Genomic DNA, 14,971 nt, shown 5'->3' on the forward strand with positions numbered 1-14,971 from the left:
ACCCAGGGGCCAGGCATGATCTACACCTCAATCAACCATCTGATCCGCGAGGAGAAATCCGCTTTGGCGAAGGGGCCGATCGCGTTGATTTTTGTCGAGGATGACGTCGAGATCGACAGCACAATCCGTCACCACATCGATCTGGGATTTCTCAAGGTTGTGGTCTTCATGCCCGACGCCTTCGCGCTCGCCGAAGATCTGGCCGAAACCTGCCTGAGGGTGCGTATGGAAGACCCACGGGGGGGCAACGTGTTGGCGGCGGTCAATGCGATCAACGAAGCAGCGACTGGCCAGTGGATCTACTACTGCTTCAACGCCGAATATCTGCTGTTTCCTTTCTGCGAAACCCGCACCGTTGGCGAAATGCTGACCTTCCATACCGAAGAACGTCGCGACGCGATGCTGACCTATGTGATCGACCTCTATGCGCCGGATCTCAACAAAGCGCCCAACGCGGTCTCTCTTGAGGACGCGCAATTGGACCGTTCCGGCTACTACGCGCTGGCGCGTAACGATGCGGACAATCACAACCATCCCAAAGAGCGACAGCTGAACTTTTTTGGCGGCCTGCGCTGGCGGTTTGAAGAACACATCCCCGCGGACAAACGGAAAATCGACCGCATCTCGCTGTTCCGCGCCAAACCCGGATTGCAGCTGCGCGACGATTTCACGTTTTCGGATGAGGAATACAACACCTACGCCTGCCCGTGGCACAACAACCTGACCGCGGCGGTCTGCTCTTTCAGAACAGCCAAAGCGCTCAAATCCAATCCTGGCAGTACCTTTGCGGTGCAGGAGTACCGCTGGCACAACTCCGTGCCCTTTGAATGGCATTCCCGCCAACTGCTTGATCTCGGCCTGATGGAGCCGGGGCAATGGTTCTGACCCCGAGAGCGTTCTGCTTTCTACTGTTCGCAGCGCTTGCTCTCACCGCCTGTGCGAAAGTGCCGTTTGATGCGCCGCGCGAGCCGTCTTTCGCGACAAGCCAAACCGTGACCTCCCGTTCTGACGTGATTGAGGCTCTTTCTCTGCGATCCGATTCAGCCTATTTCGAATTGAACAATGGCACCGACGCGCTCGGCATGCGTCTGCGGATGATTGAAAAAGCCGAGCACAGCATCGACATCTCCACTTTCTTGATAAAATCAGACACTGCCAGCGCCATTCTCGCACACCGGCTGTTTGACGCAGCAGATCGCGGTGTGCGAGTGCGCTGGCTGGTCGATGACGTCTTCACCACGGCATCCGACAAAGACCTCGCCGTGCTTGACGCACACCCGAACATTGAGCTCCGCATTTTCAACCCAACATCGCGCAACGCTCCCAAAGCCATGGGGTTCGTTTGGGATTTCGCGCGGGTGAATCGCCGTATGCACATCAAGACCTTTGTGGTGGACAATGTCATGGGCATCGTGGGCGGACGCAACTTTGCCGACGAATACTATGCGCTCAAACCTACAGAGGTATTTGCCGACTACGACCTCGCTCTTTTTGGGTCGGACGTGGCCGAAATCAACACTGTGTTTGACAGCTACTGGAACGATCCTTACTCGCTTCCTGTCCACACGCTGCTCCCCAAATCCGCGCCACCTCCCCCGCAGATTGCCCTTTCTGAGTGGACATTTGATCCACAGAGCCGCGAAGTGCAGGCCTATCGCAAGGCGATAGACACGCCATACCTGCAGCAAATCGAGAACGGCACGATTGCCCCTTACCGCGGCACATCAAAAGTGATTGCCGACCCGCCGGAAAAGCTGAGAAATCCCAACGGCAAAGGCCCCCATGTGTTGGGAGAGGCCTTTTTTGCAGCCATCGGTGCGGCCCGAAATGAAGTCACGCTGATCACCCCTTATTTTGTTCCGGAGAACTACGGCGCCGCATTTTATGAACGCCTTGCACTGTCAGGCGTGCGCCTCCGCATCGTGACCAATTCACTGGCGTCGACAAATCACGCCTACGTGCACGGAGGATATGCCCGTCATCGATCCAAACTGCTGGCCGCAGGCGTTGAACTCTATGAAATCCGCCACGACGCCGTCGAGGCGCTTGGCCTCATGCACGCAAGTGATGCACCCGACATCACCCTGCACAGCAAGTTGGCGATTATTGATGACCACTCCGTTCTGGTCGGTTCGCTCAACCTTGATCCACGCTCCATCAAAACCAACGCCGAAATCGGCCTTCTTGTGCAAAGTCCGGCCTATGCGCGGGCTTTGCTCGCTGACTTGGACGAAAACCTCGAAAATTTCGCCTATCGGGTCACAGCCTCCGAGACATCACTGATCTGGTCCCACACACCACAAGGTGCGCCAACCCGCGAAACCACATCGGACCCCGATGCGACCCTTTGGCGGCGCTTCCTGTCGGTTTTACCTCAATGGTTCGGGCTCGAAGGCCTGACGTGATCCGTATCACCGCGATGTCTTGACCAGCACCGCCCCTTTGCGTCCGCCTGCCTCAACCATCTGGTGCGCCTTGCCGGCATCCTCCATAGCGAACACATGCGGCGTCTCAAACGCCAAAGCCCCAGCTGCAAAAGCTGCGTGCAGCTTCTCGACGGCCGCGGTCCGCTCTGCCAACGGCAAGATATAAATCAACGTGATGTCCAGCTTCAGCGCCTTAAACAGCATCGGTCCGAACGGCATCTGCGGTGCCATATCTTTGGCCGACCCATAGGCCGCAATTGTGCCCAATGGCTTCATGACGTCACACAGCATCGGCAGGTTTGGCCCCAATTCGACCTCCACCGCCCGATCCACGCCTGTGCCATCAGTGGCCGCCATGATCTGCGCCGCCAAATCCGCGCTGGCATAGTCCAGCACCACATCCGCACCGGCCGCTTTCACACGGTCCAAATCCCGCGCACCGCAAGTCGCAATCACCCGCGCGCCGCCCCACGCGGCCAACTGCACCGCCAGATACCCAACCGAACCGCCGCCGCCCGAGACCAACACGGTCTGGCCGGCCACATCGCCGCCGCCAAAAACCGTCTGCGCCGCGGTCAACCCCGGAATGCCCAACACGGCCCCGTCTTCCAACGACACGCTGTCGGGCAAGGCCACTGCCTGCTCCGCCGGAACCGCAACAAACTCCGCGCAGGTGCCAAAGGCCCGTTGCCATTGACCGTTCCAAAGCCAAACCCGCTCGCCTACGCGACCTGCGTCAACACCCGCGCCCACCGCCTCGATCACCCCTGCCCCGTCGCTGTGCGGCACGATCATCTCAAACGGTGGCTTGGTCACACCGGGCCGCGCCCCACCACGCGCCTTACAATCAGACGGGTTCACGCCGGAATAGGCCACCCGCACCAGAACCTCTCCCTCGCCCGCCACAGGCATCGCAACATCCTGAACGGACAACACATCCGCCGCCGGCCCAAAGGCCGTCCAAACCACTGCTTTCATGACACATCTCCCTCGTTGGTCGCCATGCTTTCACAGCGCGCCCAAAGTCACAATTGTCGCTATTGATAAAGAACCCGACGTCAGGTGCGCCGCAGTCGGATCACCACATCGACCTTGGCGATCTCCGCGCCCTCAGGCACATCCGGCAACTGCGCGATTTGCAGCTGCTCCGCCGGCGCATCGGTCAGCGTCCGGTCATCTTCCCAGAAAAAATGCGGGTGATCATGCGTATTGGTGTCAAAATAGCTCTTGGAGCCATCCACCGTGATCTCCTGCATCAGCCCTGCTTCGCAAAAGGCGCGCAGAGTGTTGTAGACCGTGGCCAGCGACACGCTGTCGCCATGCGCGCGCACCGAGGCAAACAGGCTCTCGGCAGTCACATGCCGGTCATTGCCATCCCCCACCAGCAACGCTGCCAGAGCGACACGCTGCCGCGTCGGACGCAATCCAGCCGATGCCAGCCAGTCGGTGCCATTCCGGGTCGCTTGGTCAATCATGCTGTATTCCCATGGGGTTACTGCGCAGATGCGCCTGCCTGACAGGGTTTATACCCCGCCAAGCCCCATATGTTCAAATGAAAATCAGTCGCAAGGGGCCGGACCGAGTGTCACAGCCGCCTTGCGGGATCGCGCCCGCAGGTGCTAGACGGAACGAAACCCTGAGAAAAACGTAAAAACGACAAGGACTCTCGCATGGCCGACCACCCCACCAGCTTTGACAAAGAGGACCTGCTGAAATGCGCCCGTGGCGAACTCTTCGGCCCTGGCAACGCGCAACTGCCAATGCCGCCGATGCTGATGATGGATCGCATCACCGACATCTCCGCAGACGGCGGTGAATTTGGCAAAGGCCATGTGGTTGCGGAATTCGACATCACACCGGACCTGTGGTTCTTTGACTGCCACTTCCCCGGCAACCCGATCATGCCCGGCTGTCTGGGTCTGGACGGCCTGTGGCAACTGACCGGCTTCAACCTCGGCTGGCGCGGCATGCCCGGCAAGGGCATGGCGATGGGCGTGGGCGAAGTGAAGCTCAAAGGCATGGTCAAACCCGACCGCAAAATGCTGACCTACCACGTGGATTTCACCCGCATCATCGACCGCAAGCTGAAACTCGGTGTGGCAAATGGCAAAGTCTTTGCTGACGGCGAAGAAATCTACGCCGTCAAAGACATGCGCGTCGGTCTGGCTGCAGAGTAAGCTGCGCGACATTTGGAATTGGAAAAGAGGCCTGCGGGCCTCTTTTTTTGGGACTTTGTTCGGAAACCCAGTTGGCGCCAGCGATCCCAAAAGAAGACACCGGACCGAATGCGGCGCATGCCAGCTTTGAGCTCAAAGTGACAAATGCAGTAATGCCCATGCTTGGCCGCTTTTGCGGGAACCGCTAAAGCTTTTTGTTGGTTGCCACAGGATTTTTTCCAGCATGTCCAAAATGGAGTTTCTGATCTTCCCCCTGACACTCAGGATCAGTTGTACTCGAGGGACATCGGTGTAGGGAGGCATTCTGAGATCCACGGTTCACACTGAACATATCACTTGCAAAAAAGGACATTTGAGCCTTAGCCTAATGCATATTTAACGCGAATCCCTGCGATAGAGGTTAAACTATGAAGTGTTTTTTTCGCTCCTTTGTGCGGTTTTCTCTTACACTAATCCTATGTTCGGCATTCGGCCAAGAACTCAGAGCGGACACATCAGACCGAGAGTTTTTCGAACTGGTTTCTTCGGAATTGGAAGAGGTTGAAAGTCGGAACATTAAAATCCTTTCAAATCCACCAGCAGAGGTTTTGGTGCGCCACTTTCAAGGCGGCTCCGAGCTATTTGATGCCGACGGTATCTTAGTATGGGAATACCGGAATGAAATCGGAGAAGATGAGGTTCTTTATAGGTTCTCATCAGCGAACAAAGTAATCTTGTCATTGGAAAACCCTGAAGCGAATACCGCGATAGTTGAAGCAACAACTGCCGCAAGCGTAGATCCAATTCCGTTTTCAACGGCTTTTGTTGCCACTCTTGAGGAGACATCAGCAGCTACGGTTGTTGGTGCACTTGATGATTTACTCTCGCTTTCGGAAGTTCTTTCAGCTGGCCCAGACTGGATACACTTCCCGACTCGAACGCCGAGCGACCCTCAATTTGGCTCGCAGTATGGGCTACCCTTAATTGATGCGCCTTCGGCATGGGATCAGACCATTGGTGACGGTGATGTGGTCGTGGCGATCATAGACACTGGTGTTGACTATCGACATTCCGATCTTGCAACAAAGATATTTGAAAATCCCGGGGAAACAGGATTGGATACAAATGGTAATGATAAATCTCGCAACGGTATTGATGATGACAACAATGGGTTGATTGACGATTGGTCGGGTTGGGACTTTAGAGATGATGATAACGACCCAAACGACATTGGAGGCCATGGCACCCACGTAGCTGGGACTGTTGCTGCGCAGTCGGATAACGGTATCGGGGTGGCTGGAGTATCTTGGAATTCCAAGATACTCCCAATCCGCTTTCTCGGCCCGGCCGGTGGTAGTACAGCTGATGCCATTTCGTCCGTCGGATACGCGAGATCACTGGGAATTCGCATTACCAACAATTCCTGGGGAGGTGGTGGTTTCAATCAACAGCTGCTTGATGAGATCAATACCGCAGGGCGTGATGGATCACTGTTTATTGCAGCTGCTGGGAACAATGGTCGAAATACAGATATTTCTCCGCACTTTCCGTCGTCGTACGATAGCCCATACATTGTTTCGGTACTCGCATCTGATCAGTCAGACTCTCTTGCCAGTTTTTCAAATTATGGGGAAGAAACCACTGACTTGGCAGCTCCTGGGGTGAGTGTGTTGTCCACGCATCTGAACGACGGGTACCGCTCCCTGAGTGGCACATCTATGGCCGCGCCGCATGTCGCAGGAGTTGCTGCGCTTGTTCTATCTAAAGACGGCCACCTCACGCCGCTTCAAGTAAAGGCACGATTGTTGAATGGTGTCGAGAAAGTTCCCAGTATGAATAAAAAATCGGTTACTGGTGGTAGATTAAACGCAAATAAAGCTCTTGCTGAAATTGTCTCCATAGACCTTCCGGTAGGGGCAGTTACGCCGTATTTTGGCGATCCTGCAATGCTACCGGAGAACTGGATTGTTGCTGACGGTAGTACTGTCGCTGATCCAAATTCTCCATATTTCGGAAAGAAGGTCCCTGACTTGAGAGGCCGCTTTATGATGGGCAGCACTGACGGAAGTATCGGTCAGACCGGGGGGCAAGAAAAAACGCGTCATGGTCACTCAGTTTCCGTCAGATCGAATTCAGTCTGGTTTGGGTTGCAGAGTGGAAACGGCCGAAAAGGGGGACACAGCCCTGCAAACAGGGCTGGCGGGTTTAACACGTCACTGAGAGATTTGACATCTGACGCAAGCATAACAAACCCATACGAAACGCATGGTCACATGAATGGTACAGCCAGGTCGAGTGGCAACACATCGAGTGCACTGCTTGATAATCGACCGCCATTCATTACTGCGCACTACATTATTAGGATAAAGTGATGAAAGTTCTTCAAATGGATTTTGCAAAGGGCTTGGCAGGAGTATTATTGGTCCTATGCTTTGCTAGTGCATCAATACTACACGCACATGATGAGGGTGAACTGTCCGAAGACACGCTGGAAAACGATCTTCTCGCTATCAGTGAACCAGAGTATTTTCAGTCAAGAGTCATCGAGCAGAACCGAGACAGGTTGTATCCGGATATCAATTTCTATGCAGGCTACAAAACAGTTCTGTGGGGTGCAGAGCTCCAAAATCTTGAGCTGCTTCAGAATGCCTCGGACAGACTCTCTGCAAGTGAAGTCATGCCCATAGTTGATGGCCAGGGAATTGCCGGTTTGAGTTTTAGCTTAGGTTCATCCTCAGAAGAGTTTGATCTTCACCTACAAAAGCTTGTCGCCGAATATGGTCCACCGTCAGTTGAGACGGATAACGCGTACGAATGGATCGGAGTGAATTCAACTGTTCGGCTTGTTAGGAGTTTCACAAGCAATAGACTAGTTTTTCGGACCCGCCAATAGTGATCAAAGGCTGGGATTGGGAGCGGTTAGGTTTTCTAGACGTTTCTGATCCTCAGCCCATGCGCTCTATTGATGGCTAAATAAACCGGTCATTCGTCTAGGCGAGTGGAATGACCGGTTTGTCCCGCACAGCCGACCTTGGGTCTGAGCTCGTTGAAGGACTGTTTCTCTCCAACACGGTTCGCGGACATACCCTTTCTTTTTGGCGCGCCGCGACGTCGTTCCGCGCCCCGTGTTGCTTTACCTTGGATAACCTGCTCAAGCTGAGGAAATTTTCCATTCCATTCCGGAGCTTCCGCATGGCGATCCAGATCGACAAATCCCGCTTCACCAACCTTGCCCTTGAAGAACGCGAAAACGGCGTCTGGGTCGTGACCCTGAACCGCCCGACCAAGCGCAACGCGCTGGACATCGACACCATCGAAGAACTGGTCGAGTTTTTCTCGGTCGCCCCGCGGGCCGGCGTGAGCGTCGCGGTGCTGGCCGGCTCTGGCGACCACTTCTGCGCCGGTCTCGATCTGATCGAACACCATGACGAAGACCGCAGCCCCGCCGACTTTATGCATGTCTGCCTGCGCTGGCACGAGGCCTTCAACAAAATGGAATACGGCGGCGTGCCCGTTGTGGCTGCGTTGCAGGGCGCCGTAGTTGGCGGCGGTCTGGAATTGGCCAGTTCGGCCCACATCCGCGTGATGAACGAAACCACTTATTTCGCCCTGCCCGAGGGCCAACGCGGTCTTTTCACCGGCGGCGGCGCCACCATTCGCGTGACCGATCTTGTGGGCAAGGCCCGCATGATTGACATGATGCTGACGGGCCGTGTGTATCAGGGACAAGAGGCCGTCGACCTCGGCCTTGCGCAATACATCGTCGAGGGCTCCACTCTGGACCGCGCAATGGAAATTGCCGACCGGATTTCGCAAAACCTGCCGCTGTCCAATTTCGCCATCTGTTCCGCGGTGAGCCATATCCAGAACATGTCCGCTCTGGATGGAGCCTACGCCGAGGCCGTGGTGGCTGGCGTGGTCAACACACAGCCCGACGCCCGTGCTCGATTGGCCGCGTTTGCCGACAAAAGCGCGGCCCGCGTGCGCCGCAACGACTGATCAAGGCAGGGTCGCGGTGTCACCGGGCTCGCGACCCGACCTTGCGCCCTGCCTTTTCAACGCCTACTAAGACGCAAGCAAAGTTAAGGAGAGCGCACATGCGTCGCGTCGTCGTTACCGGACTGGGTATCGTTTCCTCAATCGGCACCAACGCCGAAGAAGTCACAGCCTCGCTCAAAGCAGGCAAATCCGGCATTTCCGCCAGCGCCGAAATGGCCGAGCACGGCTTCCGCAGCCAGATCGCCGGCCACATCGACATCGATCCCAAGGAACATGTCGACAAACGCACCCTACGTTTCATGGGCGCAGGCGCGGCCTATGCCCATATCGCCATGCAACAGGCGATTGCCGACGCAGGCCTCACCGAGGATCAGATCGTCAACGAACGCACCGGCCTTGTGGCGGGCTCCGGCGGCCCGTCCACGTCGGCCATGCTGGTGGCGCATCAGACCGTGGAAAAGACCGGCGCAACCAAGCGTATCGGGCCTTTCGCGGTTCCCAAATGCATGAGCTCCACGATCTCCGCCAACCTTGCAACGGCGTTCAAGATCAAAGGCATCAACTACTCCATCACCTCTGCCTGTTCGACCTCCCTGCACTGCATCGGCAACGCGGCCGAGCAGATCATGATGGGCAAACAGGACGTGATGTTTGCCGGCGGTGGCGAAGAACTCGACTGGACGCTCAGCTGCCTCTTTGACGCCATGGGCGCGATGAGCAGCAAATATAACGACACCCCTGAAAAAGCCTCCCGTGCCTTTGACGAAAGCCGCGACGGTTTCGTGATCTCCGGCGGCGGCGGCATTGTGGTGCTCGAAGACCTCGACCACGCCCTTGCGCGCGGTGCGAAAATCTACGCCGAAGTCACCGGCTTTGCCGCGACCTCCGATGGTCACGACATGGTGGCCCCGTCGGGCGAAGGCGGCGAGCGCGCCATGCGTCTGGCCACAGCCACCCTGCCTGAGGGGCGCAAGGTCAGCTACATCAACGCCCACGGCACATCCACGCCGGTTGGCGACGTTGGCGAAGTCGAAGCGGTGCGCCGCGTCTTTGGCGAAGGCACCACCCCGCCAATCAGTTCCACAAAATCCATGACCGGCCACGCTCAGGGCGCAGCTGGCGCGCTGGAGGCCATTTTCTGCCTTCTGATGCTGGATGGCGATTTCATCACGCCTTCCATCAACGTGGAGACCCTCGATCCGGCGATCAATCCGGACGAAATTGCGACAAAAACCATTGAAAACGCCGGACTTGATACGGTGATGACAAACAGCTTCGGTTTCGGCGGCACCAACGGATCGATGCTTTTGTCCAAATACCAGGGATAATTCTTTCATGACCACACTGCAGGGCAAGCGCGGCCTGATTATGGGCGTTGCCAACGACCGTTCGATTGCCTGGGGCATCGCCAAGGCGATGCACGAGGCGGGCGCGGAACTTGCGTTCACCCATCAGGGCGCAGCTTTTGGCAAACGGGTGGCCCCGCTTGCCGCAAGTCTCGGAAGCGACTTTCTGGTGGATGTGGATGTGACAGACGATGCCTCACTGGATGCCGCATTCGATCAACTGGCGGCCAAATGGCCGACAATTGATTTCCTCGTGCACGCGATTGCCTATTCCAACAAGGACGAATTGACCGGCCGCTTTATTGACACCACGCGCGACAACTTCAAGAATTCGCTGGATATTTCCTGCTATTCCCTGATCGAAGTCGCCCGGCGCGCCCATCCGATGATGGCCGAAAACGGCGGCACGCTTTTGACCCTGACCTATCAGGGCGCAACCCGCGTGACGCCTTATTACAACGTCATGGGCGTTGCCAAGGCCGCGCTGGAAAGCGCCACCCGCTATCTTGCAAATGACCTCGGCCCGGACGGCATCCGCGTGAACGCCATCTCTCCGGGTCCGATGAAAACACTGGCTGGTGCCGTGATCGGCGGCGCGCGCAAAACCTTCAAGCACACGGGCGAAAACGCCCCGATGCGCAGCAACGCGACGCTGGACGCAGTTGGCGGCACCGCCGTTTATCTGACCTCTGACGCCGGCGCCTGCACCACCGGAGAAATCCTGCGTGTGGACGGCGGATATCATGTGCTTGGCATGCCTCAACCGGACAATCTCTGAATCCGCAGCTGACCCGTCAGGGCGCTCCACGAGATTGCACCGCCTCAAGCTCTGCGCCCAGCAATTGCAGAAGTGACTGCGCGCTTCCGGCGCGCACACGCATCGCCCCGCATCCGGCCCATTGCGCACCATATCCGGTTTCGCCAACCGCTTTCGCCGCCGCATTCAGAGCCTTGCCAAGGTCATAGGCCACCGGATAATCCGGCGCGTTTCTTGCGCCCAACCGCGCGCCCAGCGCCACATATTTGTTGTTCAGACACCGCGCCGCACGCCCCGAAATCGCGCGGGTCAGCACCGTCGGGTGGCTCTCCGGCAATCGCAACGCCGCACGATAGGCCGCATCAGCCACCGACTCCTCGCTGTCAATAAAGGCCGTGCCCAATTGTGCGGCCACCGCTCCCGCGTCCAAAGCCTGCGCAATTCCCGCTCCGTCCATGATGCCGCCCGCTGCGATCACCGGCACATCAACCGCCGAGGCGATCTGCGCAACAAGGTCCAGCGTCGACAAGGCCTGATCTTCGGCCTCTGGGTCAAACACACCACGGTGCCCGCCTGCCTCGATGCCCTGCGCCACCACCGCGTCGGCCCCCGCCGCGACACAAGCCTGTGCTTCTGTCATAGACGTCGCCGAAGCAAACACCAGATTTCCCGCGGCCTGCAACTCTGCGATCCACGCCCGATCCGGCAGCCCGAAATGCACGCTCACCACGCCGGGTTTTTCCTCAAGCAACATCTCCATCATCGCGCGATCCTCGAGGAATGTGCGATATATTTCAGAGAGCTGCTCGGGTGGCTGCGCATCAAATCGCGCAAATTCCGGTGCCGTCGCCGCGATCCAGTCCGCTTCCTTGCGCGGGTCTCGCACCGCCGGCGCGTGGCAAAACACATTGGCATTGATCGGCCGCTCCGTCAGCGCCCGCGCCGCGCGAAGCATATCGCGCGCACCGTCAACACCCGCTGCTCCAAGCCCCAGACTGCCAAGCCCGCCTGCGCTGCTCACCGCCGCCGCCATCTCCGGCGTCGACACCCCCGCCATTGGCGCCTGAACGATCGGCCATTTCAGGCCCAAGTGTGCGACCAGATCCATATCCTGCCTCCCTTTGCGCCTCAGGCTACGCGGCCCGCGCTCAAAGAAAAAGCCCGCCGAAATACGGGCGGGCTTTTGACCTAATCTGACAGGGTGACTTAGTTGATCGACACCAGTTCAATCGCAAAAGTCAGATCCTTGCCCGCCAGCATGTGATTGGCGTCCAGCTTGACGATCTCGTCTGTGATCTCGACCACGGTCACGGGAACAACCTGACCTGTGGGCGCCTGCATCTGCAACTGCAGACCAACCTCAAGAGGGATCTCCGCAGGAATCTGCTCGCGCGGTACGTCCTGAATGGCGTCGTCATGGCGCGGGCCATAGGCCTGATCGGCAGGAATTTCCGCGACCTTTTTGTCGCCAATGCTCATGCCGTCCACGGCATTGTCGAATCCGGGGATCACCTGACCGGAGCCCAGCGTGAATTCCAGCGGGTCGCGCCCCTCGGAGCTGTCAAAAACCGAGCCGTCGCTCAGAGTGCCAGTGTAGTGAATGCGAACAGTGTCGCCCGATTTTGCGGCTGTCATGGTGTGTTCCATCATTGTTTCGTCGCGCACCTCACCGGCCCGCATAAAGCGCGCACCCTAAAGTCGTCGCGACCAAAGTGCAAACGCCCCTTTTCGCCCCCTTAGAAACCTGCCAATCTGCCAGCGAACGGGAGGATCACATGGCCATCACAACCTGCATATTTGACGCCTACGGCACGCTCTTTGACGTCGCCGCGGCAGCCCGCGAAGCTGCCGCCGAACCCGGCCGCGACGCCTTTGCCAATCACTGGCAGAAGGTTGCGAACGACTGGCGCCTGAAACAGCTTCAATACACGTGGCTGCGCGCCGTGGCCCATGCGCACACCGATTTCTGGGAGGTCACGCAAAACGGCCTCGACTGGGCGCTTGAGGCCTCAGGCCTTCAGGGCGACGCCGAACTGCGCGAACGTCTGCTGGCGCTGTACTGGGAACTCGCGGCCTACCCCGAGGTGCCCGAGATGCTCGCAACGCTCAAGGCGCGCGGTCTGAACACCGCCATTCTGTCAAACGGCTCGCCTGATATGCTGAACGGTGCGGTAGAGAGCGCAGGCGTGCAGGAATTTCTCGACGATGTGCTCAGCGTCGAAGACGTGGGCATCTTCAAACCCGCGCCCGAGGTCTACGAACTTGTCACCAAACGTTTCAACTGCGCCCGCGACGAGGTTCTGTTTGTGTCGTCCAACGGCTGGGACGCCGCCTGCGCCACCGGCTATGGCTTTAAAACCGCATGGGTCAATCGTGCGGGCGAACCTGTAGACCGCATGCCATGGACCCCTGCCATCATTCTCGACGATCTGACAACCATTCCCGAGCACGCCAAATAATGCCAACATTCCAAACCTCTGACGGCCTTTCGCTTTATTTTGAAGACACCGGCGGCGACGGCCCCGTTGTGCTGTGCCTCGCCGGCCTCACTCGGAACAGCACCGATTTTGACTACGCCCTGCCCGCGCTCACAAATGCCCGCGTGATCCGGCTTGATTACCGTGGGCGCGGCAAATCGGACTGGGCCGAGGACTTCATGACCTACAACGTCGATCGCGAGGCCCGCGACGCGCTGGAACTGCTCGACCATCTTGGCCTTGCCCAAGCCGCCATCCTAGGCACGTCCCGCGGCGGACTGATCGCCATGCACCTTGGCCAGATCGCGCCAGATCGCCTATCCGGTGTCTGCTTCAACGACGTCGGACCCGTGATCGAGACCAGCGGTCTGGAAATCATCCTCGTTTTCATCGGCCGCAACCCGATCTGGAAAACCATGGACGAAGCCGCCGAGGCCTTCGGCACTCGCATCATGGGTTTTGACGGCGTGCCGGCAAGCCGCTGGCGCGAGGAGGTCGAAAAGCACTTCATCGAAACGCCCGACGGCCTCGCGATCAACTACGACCCCAAGTTGCGCAACGCCACGCTCGCCACCTTCGATCCCCGCGCAGAACAGCCCGACCTCTGGCCGCTCTTTGACGCGCTCAAAGACCTGCCATTAGCGGTGATCCGTGGGGCAAACTCCGACATACTTTCGGCAGAGACTTATGCCGAAATGCAGGAACGAGGCCCCATTCTGGCAGCCGAAATTCCCAACCGCGGCCATGTGCCTTTCCTTGACGAACCCGACGCCGTCGCCATTCTGCGAGACTGGATTGCCCAACTGGAGCCCCGCCCATGAACATCGACATGATCCGCGCTGCCGCCCAGCGCCTCAAAGGCCACGCGCGGCGCACGCCGCTGCTCACCTCGCCTTTTTTGGACGAGATCGCAGGCCGGCAGGTCTTGGTCAAACCGGAATGCCTGCAACACACCGGTTCTTTCAAATTTCGCGGCGGCTGGTCGGCGGTCTCGGCTTTGGACGAAGCCACCCGCAAGGCTGGTGTCATCGCCTTCAGTTCCGGCAACCATGCCCAAGGCGTTGCACTGGCAGCAGCCAAACACGGCGCGCCTGCGGTCATCGTGATGCCCGCTGATGCCCCCAAACTCAAAATCGACAACACCCGCGCACTAGGTGCCGAAGTTGTGCTTTATGACCGTGCCGGCGGCGAAAGCCGCGAGGCGGTGGGCGACGCCATTTCACAAGAACGCGGCCTCACCCTGATCCGCCCCTATGACGAGCCGCAGGTGATCGCGGGCCAAGGCACCACCGGGCTTGAAATTGCTCAACAGGCCGCGGAATTGGGTGTGAATGACGGCGACGTCCTCGTATGTTGCGGCGGCGGAGGTCTGACGTCCGGCATCGCGTTGGCGCTTGAGGCCGACGCCCCCGCCATGCGCGTGCGCCCTGTGGAGCCCGAAGGTTTTGACGATGTCACCCGCTCGCTCGCTTCGGGCGAAATCCAGTCCAACGCCACACAGTCCGGCTCGCTCTGCGACGCCATCATCACCCCTGCGCCGGGCGAGTCGACCTTCCCGCTCATGTCCCGCCTATGCGGCACAGGTCTTGTGGTGTCTGAAGATGAAGCCCTTCACGCCATGGCGCTCGCCTTCAAACGTTTGAAAATTGTTGTCGAACCCGGTGGCGCAGTCGCCTTGGCCGCTGCGTTGTTTCATGGTGACAAGATCGAAGGCGATGCCGTCGTCGCTGTCTGCACCGGCGGCAATGTGGACGCCGAGGTCTTTGCCAATACCATCACCAAGTTTGACAAGCACTAGGATCGCACCCGA

At 58.3% G+C, this 14,971-nt stretch carries 15 protein-coding genes; 11 read left to right on the forward strand and 4 right to left on the reverse strand.

Annotated features, from left to right (window positions below; translation table 11 throughout):
* Positions 1–15: 15 nt before the first annotated feature.
* On the forward strand, positions 16–885 hold the full coding sequence (locus tag BM069_RS06565; RefSeq protein ID WP_093322801.1) for a hypothetical protein: 870 nt from the start codon (positions 16–18) through the stop codon (positions 883–885).
* The gene (locus BM069_RS06570) at positions 876–2,405 is read left to right on the forward strand and encodes a phospholipase D-like domain-containing protein (RefSeq protein WP_093321978.1); all 1,530 of its coding nucleotides are present in this window, start codon (positions 876–878) and stop codon (positions 2,403–2,405) included. The genes BM069_RS06565 and BM069_RS06570 overlap by 10 nt, the downstream gene beginning before the upstream one ends.
* Before the next feature lie 6 nt (positions 2,406–2,411).
* Here BM069_RS06570 and BM069_RS06575 read toward each other — a convergent pair whose 3' ends face one another.
* Together BM069_RS06575 and irrA are read right to left on the reverse strand one after the other, a co-directional pair.
* Positions 2,412–3,404: an NADPH:quinone reductase gene (locus BM069_RS06575; protein WP_093321981.1), complete on the reverse strand. Its 993-nt coding sequence runs from the start codon at positions 3,402–3,404 to the stop codon at positions 2,412–2,414.
* A gap of 80 nt (positions 3,405–3,484) precedes the next feature.
* Complete coding sequence (gene irrA / locus BM069_RS06580; RefSeq protein WP_093321984.1) at positions 3,485–3,901, reverse strand: iron response transcriptional regulator IrrA; 417 nt, start codon at positions 3,899–3,901, stop codon at positions 3,485–3,487.
* A gap of 195 nt (positions 3,902–4,096) precedes the next feature.
* Between irrA and fabA the strand changes: the two genes are divergently transcribed.
* The 6 genes from fabA (at position 4,097) to BM069_RS06610 (ending at position 10,705) form a co-directional block, all read left to right on the forward strand.
* Positions 4,097–4,603 (forward strand): bifunctional 3-hydroxydecanoyl-ACP dehydratase/trans-2-decenoyl-ACP isomerase, encoded by a 507-nt coding sequence (fabA, locus tag BM069_RS06585; RefSeq protein WP_093321988.1) that lies wholly within the window; start codon positions 4,097–4,099, stop codon positions 4,601–4,603.
* 407 nt (positions 4,604–5,010) lie between these two features.
* Complete coding sequence (locus BM069_RS06590) at positions 5,011–6,954, forward strand: S8 family serine peptidase (RefSeq protein ID WP_093321991.1); 1,944 nt, start codon at positions 5,011–5,013, stop codon at positions 6,952–6,954.
* The gene (locus BM069_RS06595) at positions 6,954–7,475 is read left to right on the forward strand and encodes a hypothetical protein (RefSeq protein ID WP_139216161.1); all 522 of its coding nucleotides are present in this window, start codon (positions 6,954–6,956) and stop codon (positions 7,473–7,475) included. Before BM069_RS06590 ends, BM069_RS06595 begins: the two co-directional genes overlap by 1 nt.
* A gap of 299 nt (positions 7,476–7,774) precedes the next feature.
* The gene (locus tag BM069_RS06600; protein ID WP_093322803.1) at positions 7,775–8,581 is read left to right on the forward strand and encodes a crotonase/enoyl-CoA hydratase family protein; all 807 of its coding nucleotides are present in this window, start codon (positions 7,775–7,777) and stop codon (positions 8,579–8,581) included.
* Between the two features lie 98 nt (positions 8,582–8,679).
* Positions 8,680–9,909, forward strand: coding sequence for a beta-ketoacyl-ACP synthase I (fabB, locus tag BM069_RS06605; protein ID WP_093321996.1), 1,230 nt, complete (start codon positions 8,680–8,682; stop codon positions 9,907–9,909).
* A gap of 7 nt (positions 9,910–9,916) precedes the next feature.
* Complete coding sequence (locus BM069_RS06610; protein ID WP_093321999.1) at positions 9,917–10,705, forward strand: enoyl-ACP reductase FabI; 789 nt, start codon at positions 9,917–9,919, stop codon at positions 10,703–10,705.
* A gap of 16 nt (positions 10,706–10,721) precedes the next feature.
* On the opposite strand, the gene BM069_RS06615 is transcribed toward BM069_RS06610, so the two are convergent.
* Entirely contained in the window at positions 10,722–11,792 is a 1,071-nt protein-coding gene (locus tag BM069_RS06615) for an NAD(P)H-dependent flavin oxidoreductase (protein ID WP_093322001.1), read from the reverse strand.
* Positions 11,793–11,890: 98 nt separating this feature from the next.
* Positions 11,891–12,319 (reverse strand): FKBP-type peptidyl-prolyl cis-trans isomerase, encoded by a 429-nt coding sequence (locus BM069_RS06620; RefSeq protein ID WP_093322805.1) that lies wholly within the window; start codon positions 12,317–12,319, stop codon positions 11,891–11,893.
* A gap of 140 nt (positions 12,320–12,459) precedes the next feature.
* On the opposite strand from BM069_RS06620, the gene BM069_RS06625 reads away from it, so the two are divergent.
* Genes BM069_RS06625 through BM069_RS06635 form a run of 3 tightly spaced genes read left to right on the forward strand, consistent with a single transcriptional unit; the run spans position 12,460 to position 14,959 of the window.
* Positions 12,460–13,143: a haloacid dehalogenase type II gene (locus BM069_RS06625; protein ID WP_093322002.1), complete on the forward strand. Its 684-nt coding sequence runs from the start codon at positions 12,460–12,462 to the stop codon at positions 13,141–13,143.
* Positions 13,143–13,982 (forward strand): alpha/beta fold hydrolase, encoded by an 840-nt coding sequence (locus BM069_RS06630; protein ID WP_093322005.1) that lies wholly within the window; start codon positions 13,143–13,145, stop codon positions 13,980–13,982. Before BM069_RS06625 ends, BM069_RS06630 begins: the two co-directional genes overlap by 1 nt.
* Positions 13,979–14,959 carry a threonine ammonia-lyase gene (locus tag BM069_RS06635; RefSeq protein WP_093322007.1) on the forward strand — a complete coding sequence of 327 codons (981 nt, stop codon included), beginning with the start codon at positions 13,979–13,981 and terminating at the stop codon, positions 14,957–14,959. Before BM069_RS06630 ends, BM069_RS06635 begins: the two co-directional genes overlap by 4 nt.
* The last annotated feature ends 12 nt before the right edge of the window (positions 14,960–14,971 follow it).

The sequence above is a fragment of the Shimia haliotis genome, assembly GCF_900114415.1.
Taxonomy (GTDB): Bacteria; Pseudomonadota; Alphaproteobacteria; order Rhodobacterales; family Rhodobacteraceae; genus Shimia; species Shimia haliotis.

Coding starts and splice junctions, on each gene's coding strand:
- BM069_RS06565 (WP_093322801.1), top strand. CDS start 16: ATGATCTACACCTCAATCAACCATCTGATCCGCGAGGAGAAATCCGCT.
- BM069_RS06570 (WP_093321978.1), top strand. CDS start 876: ATGGTTCTGACCCCGAGAGCGTTCTGCTTTCTACTGTTCGCAGCGCTT.
- BM069_RS06575 (WP_093321981.1), bottom strand. CDS start 3,404: ATGAAAGCAGTGGTTTGGACGGCCTTTGGGCCGGCGGCGGATGTGTTG.
- irrA (WP_093321984.1), bottom strand. CDS start 3,901: ATGATTGACCAAGCGACCCGGAATGGCACCGACTGGCTGGCATCGGCT.
- fabA (WP_093321988.1), top strand. CDS start 4,097: ATGGCCGACCACCCCACCAGCTTTGACAAAGAGGACCTGCTGAAATGC.
- BM069_RS06590 (WP_093321991.1), top strand. CDS start 5,011: ATGAAGTGTTTTTTTCGCTCCTTTGTGCGGTTTTCTCTTACACTAATC.
- BM069_RS06595 (WP_139216161.1), top strand. CDS start 6,954: ATGAAAGTTCTTCAAATGGATTTTGCAAAGGGCTTGGCAGGAGTATTA.
- BM069_RS06600 (WP_093322803.1), top strand. CDS start 7,775: ATGGCGATCCAGATCGACAAATCCCGCTTCACCAACCTTGCCCTTGAA.
- fabB (WP_093321996.1), top strand. CDS start 8,680: ATGCGTCGCGTCGTCGTTACCGGACTGGGTATCGTTTCCTCAATCGGC.
- BM069_RS06610 (WP_093321999.1), top strand. CDS start 9,917: ATGACCACACTGCAGGGCAAGCGCGGCCTGATTATGGGCGTTGCCAAC.
- BM069_RS06615 (WP_093322001.1), bottom strand. CDS start 11,792: ATGGATCTGGTCGCACACTTGGGCCTGAAATGGCCGATCGTTCAGGCG.
- BM069_RS06620 (WP_093322805.1), bottom strand. CDS start 12,319: ATGACAGCCGCAAAATCGGGCGACACTGTTCGCATTCACTACACTGGC.
- BM069_RS06625 (WP_093322002.1), top strand. CDS start 12,460: ATGGCCATCACAACCTGCATATTTGACGCCTACGGCACGCTCTTTGAC.
- BM069_RS06630 (WP_093322005.1), top strand. CDS start 13,143: ATGCCAACATTCCAAACCTCTGACGGCCTTTCGCTTTATTTTGAAGAC.
- BM069_RS06635 (WP_093322007.1), top strand. CDS start 13,979: ATGAACATCGACATGATCCGCGCTGCCGCCCAGCGCCTCAAAGGCCAC.